A 4,895-nucleotide genomic window follows, 5' to 3' on the forward strand; every position below is an offset into this window, starting at 1 on the left:
TCGCTAATGCATTACTCGCGCGGCCGGTAAGCGGATCGACTGCACTAATACCCAACGTGGCGCGAGCCCAAAGATCTCCTAACCGAATAGCGGCAGCATGATCGAAGCGCGGTCCGTCGCGGTCCAGCAGTTTCTGTGCGGTCTCTGGATCGCGGACCTCAAGGAAGTTGAACGCATTCTCGAAGGTATGTAGGCTACTTACCGGATCGGCGATCTTGGCCAGCCAAAGAGAGCGGATCTGTTCGTATCCGGCCGTGTCGCCTAGCCGTTCCCCATCCAAGTTGAACGTGGCGTAAGGGCCCGCCAGGAACGTCGAATCCGGGTTTTGGCTGACTAGCGCCGCGAGCGCCGCGGTTCGTCGCTTACGCAACCCCGCGCTATCGGCCGCGTTTGGCTGATTGGCGTACCAGACGAGCAGTTTCGGCGAATCCTCAGCAGCCAGCCCTTCCTCGATACGAAGGACCTCCGGTTCACTGAGCGCGAGACCGGACTTAATCACTTCGATATGTCTCTCGGCGGGCCAGTTCCTGTGGAGGGACATCTCAGCCTTGTCATCCAATTGATGTCGAATTGGGATCCTAAGATCGAGGGCGAACGGATGGATGGTTTTGTAGCGCCACTTTGAAAGTGCGTCCACGACATTAGCAGGCAACCCGGTGCTGGTCTCGACAGAAAAGGGAACCCCTCCGCCGTCGATCGTCATGCGAACGCTCGCAATATCGGTGTAGTAGTTGCTCTGGAGGGAGGCGTCCCATTCCGGCTCAACTTTAGTTTGAATCGTGGGATCTTTACTCGACGGGGCGGCGGCCAGCGTGAGGATTGTTGCAACGAGCAACGTGACAGTCATGCATTCGCGAGCGCGCGGCATTCGATGTATCAGTATACGTGCTCCACAATGTAGACGGAGACTTCTACGTCAGTATCTCGTCAAGCCAGTTATAAATACGATAGTCCCGGTAACCAGGCGCCGCAACTTCGCAGTGCTGATCCGCGCCTTGGTCTTTCGTGAAATGAATGATTTGTTTCGGGGTGGTTAGCGCGTCGTAGAGCTTCTGCGCCTGGCCGGGGAAGAATTGCTCCCCCTCCGGCTCGGTAATCAACATGGGGCAGCGGATATTGCCCACGACATCAGCCAGGTTGTACTGCTGCACGGTACGGAAAGCATCGTAGTAAGAGTCCATCCCCAGCGGACGCATACGAAAACTAAGCGTCGCGCGAGCTCTGGCGCTTGCCGCGGTTCCGATCTTGATCATCTGATCGAACTTAGCCTTGTCTCCGTCATCCAGCACCTTACGCACGAAGGCAGGAAGGTTGTGAAGCCACGGTTCCGAGACGTTCATCACGCCTGGATCGGCAACCCCGGCCGCTATCCGGTGCTCAAAGGCCAACGCCCGCGGAACCCAATAGCCGCCTTGACTAACGCCGATCAGCGCGATACGTTTCCGATCTACTTCGGGATGCCGGAACATGGCATCAACCACCGGAGTGATCACTTTCTCCCAATCCGGCCGGAAGTACAGTTTGTTTACCCAAAGAGAATCGCCTTGGCCGGGCCCATTGAAGATCAGGCAATTGTATCCGCGCGCCAATGCTCCGGCGCCGCCTAAAACATACAAGCTACACTCGAGCCCATCGGCGCCGTTATTGATAATAACCAGAGGACGGCGGCGCCGTGACTTATCGACGCGCAGGAACCAACCGGTGAGGTTTGTGTTTTCGTAGGGAATCTCAATTCGCTCGATGGGTGGATCGAAGGACGCCGCAGCCGCAGCCCAGCACGCGGCGTACTCTTGCCAGGATGGGAGCATCCGTTCGGGATGTTCCGTGCCATCCAGAAACCGCATGGCCGCACTCAAGTACTTAGCCGCCCATAGATGCGCTTCGCGCGCGCTCACCTTATGGCCCTTGGCGGAAGCTTCGTCCGCCAATGTGCGCGCCTCTAGCCCAGCTTGGTGGTAAGCCTGAAAAGCGGATTCGAAGTCACCTGGTTTGATCTTCGAAGTAATCGCCAGTAGTTTCCCTGGGTCGCCCTGGCCGTAGTAGGAGGCGCCGAGCGCGATCAGGGCCGTAAAGCCGAAGTCCGGGTCCGTGAACGGAGAACCGGGTGTCTCGTTTTGCGCGCCAGGTGGAGGGGTCTGGGCTTGCGCTCCGGCTCCAGCGAGTGCGGCGGCTGCTGTAACGAAGGAACGGCGGTTGAGCAAGGTGTGCCTTTCTCCTCCACCATACGACGATCGAGCGACTGAAGTTCCGTGCAGGGACTTCCAGCTCGTCGCGGATAATGAGGGAACAGGTTGGTCGAAATGAATGCGTAAGGCTGCGGTGATCGGGATCGGTTCGGCGTGTTTTGTGGTCGGCGCCGCTTATGGCGTGCGCGGCCGCTCGTCGCAGTTGTTCGGTCCTTCCGTTTATCGAGGGCGCGGCAAGCGGAAATCAATTGCTTTGACGTTTGATGACGGGCCGAGCGAAGGTAGTCTGACGCTCGTCGATTATCTGGAAGAACAGCAGGTCAGGGCGACCTTCTTCCAGTGCGGCATGAATGTCCGGCGGCATCCTGAGATCGCACGGAGCATCCATGCTGCGGGACACGAGATCGGCAATCATACGTACTCTCACGCACGGCTTTGTCCTCGTATTAGCCGTAAGCCGAACTTACTGTCCCCGGAATCGATCTACTCCGAGTTATCGCGGGCCCAAGAAGCAATCCAGAGCGAAACCGATGTAAATCCAACTTTGTTTCGCGCTCCTTACGGGCTGCGATGGATTGGATTAGCCGAAGCGCAGCGACGCCTGAGTCTACTAGGCGTCATGTGGACGGTTATCGGGAACGACTGGAAGTGGCCGGCACAAAGGATCGCGAAACTCGTCCTGCGCAAGAGCGATCCGGGCGGTATCATCTGCCTGCACGACGGGCGTGATATTCAACCGAAGCCGGACATATCGGAAACGCTGCTCGCAATAAGAGAGATTATCCCGGCGCTGAAAGACAAAGGGTACTCTTTCGAGACCGTCAGCGAGCTAGTGAAGCAGGATATGACTTGCCGAATAACGGGACCGGAGACCAGTCCAGGATCGACTAATGCGGCGCGCCAAGGTATTTATTGAAGAATAAGAGCGTTTCCACCGCTAGCGTCCGGCGCGCCTCCGGAGTCTGGAACGTGTGTTCGTCATCGACTTTGATGAACGACGCTGGTACTCCGGCCACCTGTAACTTGTCGTACAGTTCCTGCGATTGCGAAATGGAAACGCTTTGGTCTTTCGTTCCATGAACAATCAGGAACGGCGCGTCTCCCTTTGCAACGTGGAAGACCGGCGATGCTTCACGCCAAACCTCGGGATGAGCCTTGAAATCCGACCCTAGGAAACCCGTCAGAAACTCGTCTCCATCCGGGTCGTGATTCACCGTGAAATCGACTGGTCCGCTCACGTCTACGACGGCCTCCACTTTACTGGAGTACTTGGCCAGGCTGGGATCGGAGTTGTCGCGAGTATCTTCCATCCCGAGCAGAGCGGCCAGTTGGGCGCCGGCTGAGTGACCGAAGGCACCGATGCGTTCCGGGTTAACGTTGTACTCCGCGGCGTGGGCACGTACCCAGCGAACCGCTCGCTGCACATCGTCGAGTTGCGCCGGCCAGAGATTCACCTTAGCGGCGAACAAACGGTAGTCCACGGCAAATGCGACGAATCCGGAGCGGGCCAGGAATTGGGCCATGCCGCGCATCGTGCTCTTATCCATACTGATCCATCCACCTCCATGAATCAGGACAACAGCCGGGCTAGTTTCCGTTCCGCGGGTAGCGGGTTCGTAGACGTCGAGGTGCAGATCGGATCCGTTTACGGAGCCGTATCGCACGTCCTTCTGAACTTTGACCGACTCGCTGGGATTTGATTCCTGCGCGCAAAGAGTTGTCTGGGCGGCCGTGACTGAGAAGATGGTCAGCAGCACGAAAGTAGCTCTGCTCATTGACTAATTGTCTTCGGCGGACTTGCAACAATGGATAAGAGCGCATGCGGCGAGCGGGAAAGCGGAAACTACCTGATTTTAGTAAACGTGAATTTCTAGTCCAGTCGTGCCGCGGCGTTGCGGGGGCGATCGGGTTGCCTTTGCTGCTTTCCGGCGTTCCGGACGCTTACGGCGGAGAGTTTCACCTTCATCCGCAATACCGGACTGCTGCTACGCTCGATCCCGTTCTTCTCAAAGTTGACGCGGGGTTGGATCGATTTGTCAACGAGAAGTACGCGGATAAGATTGCCGTCGTTCTCGGAGAACTTAGTGTTGAGTTACTCCGTTCACCTCGCGAGTTGCGCGGATTCGCGGAGGTTCTCGCACCGGATTTCCGCGGCTCTTCGATGCAGCCTGCCGACACGCGCGCTTTGAGGTCTGGAGTAGTGTCGACTAACCGGGTATCTTTCGCTCGCACGAGGTCTTTGGGACGTGAAGCGTTTTTAGCGGACCTGCGGTCGGCTTGGGACGGATTTGGCAGGTTCCGAACGGCCGAGTTTCAGGTTACTCGGATAGAGATCGGGAATGCGGGCGTCTTGCAGACTCGCGTTCGTTATGAGTTAGTCGGGGAAGGTTCGGGATTCCACCGTGAGCAGCGCGTGGGGGAGTGGGCTATTGAGTGGGACCCCGCCTTTCACATTCAGGGCTGGAGTGCTGATAGCGAAGTGCGAAGCCGATCTTCGAATCCGGTATATGTCGACATTTCAGGTCACGCTTTTGCAGGTGTGCCTTCTTATTCCGCGCAGTTGGCGCAAGGTGTCGATTACTGGCGGACCGTTCTCGATGGCGCTTGTGGGATCGATATCTATGGTCATAACGGCGTGTCGGTCGGGGACATGGATGGAGACGGGTTCGATGACTTATATGTGTGCCAGCCGGCTGGGCTTCCGAACCG

4 protein-coding genes and 1 pseudogene are annotated in these 4,895 nt (G+C 57.4%); 2 read left to right on the forward strand and 3 right to left on the reverse strand.

The genetic code is table 11. The features are described from left to right. Together H1Y01_RS13605 and H1Y01_RS13610 are read right to left on the reverse strand one after the other, a co-directional pair. Nucleotides 1-868 (reverse strand): hypothetical protein (locus H1Y01_RS13605; protein ID WP_180541058.1); only part of this gene is annotated, 868 nt, incomplete at its 3' end. 43 nt (nt 869-911) lie between these two features. Next, the gene (locus H1Y01_RS13610) at nt 912-2,201 is read right to left on the reverse strand and encodes an alpha/beta hydrolase family protein (protein WP_180541059.1); all 1,290 of its coding nucleotides are present in this window, start codon (nt 2,199-2,201) and stop codon (nt 912-914) included. Between the two features lie 103 nt (nt 2,202-2,304). On the opposite strand from H1Y01_RS13610, the gene H1Y01_RS13615 reads away from it, so the two are divergent. Then, entirely contained in the window at nt 2,305-3,102 is a 798-nt protein-coding gene (locus H1Y01_RS13615; RefSeq protein WP_180541060.1) for a polysaccharide deacetylase family protein, read from the forward strand. On the opposite strand, the gene H1Y01_RS13620 is transcribed toward H1Y01_RS13615, so the two are convergent. Continuing rightward, a complete protein-coding gene (locus H1Y01_RS13620; protein ID WP_180541061.1) occupies nt 3,074-3,961 on the reverse strand; it encodes an alpha/beta hydrolase in 888 nt (295 codons plus the stop codon). The two genes, H1Y01_RS13615 and H1Y01_RS13620, sit on opposite strands and share 29 nt — an antisense overlap. A 134-nt stretch (nt 3,962-4,095) precedes the next feature. Between H1Y01_RS13620 and H1Y01_RS13625 the strand changes: the two are divergent. After that, nucleotides 4,096-4,895: pseudogene (locus H1Y01_RS13625) on the forward strand (hypothetical protein); the annotation flags it as partial.

The organism is Nevskia soli (genome assembly GCF_903970205.1).
In the GTDB taxonomy this organism is placed as follows: Bacteria; Acidobacteriota; Terriglobia; order Bryobacterales; family Bryobacteraceae; genus Bog-113.

What these genes read in the sequence shown, in the direction of transcription:
- H1Y01_RS13620 (WP_180541061.1), bottom strand. Translation starts at nt 3,961, where the DNA reads ATGAGCAGAGCTACTTTCGTGCTGCTGACCATCTTCTCAGTCACGGCC.
- H1Y01_RS13615 (WP_180541060.1), top strand. Translation starts at nt 2,305, where the DNA reads ATGCGTAAGGCTGCGGTGATCGGGATCGGTTCGGCGTGTTTTGTGGTC.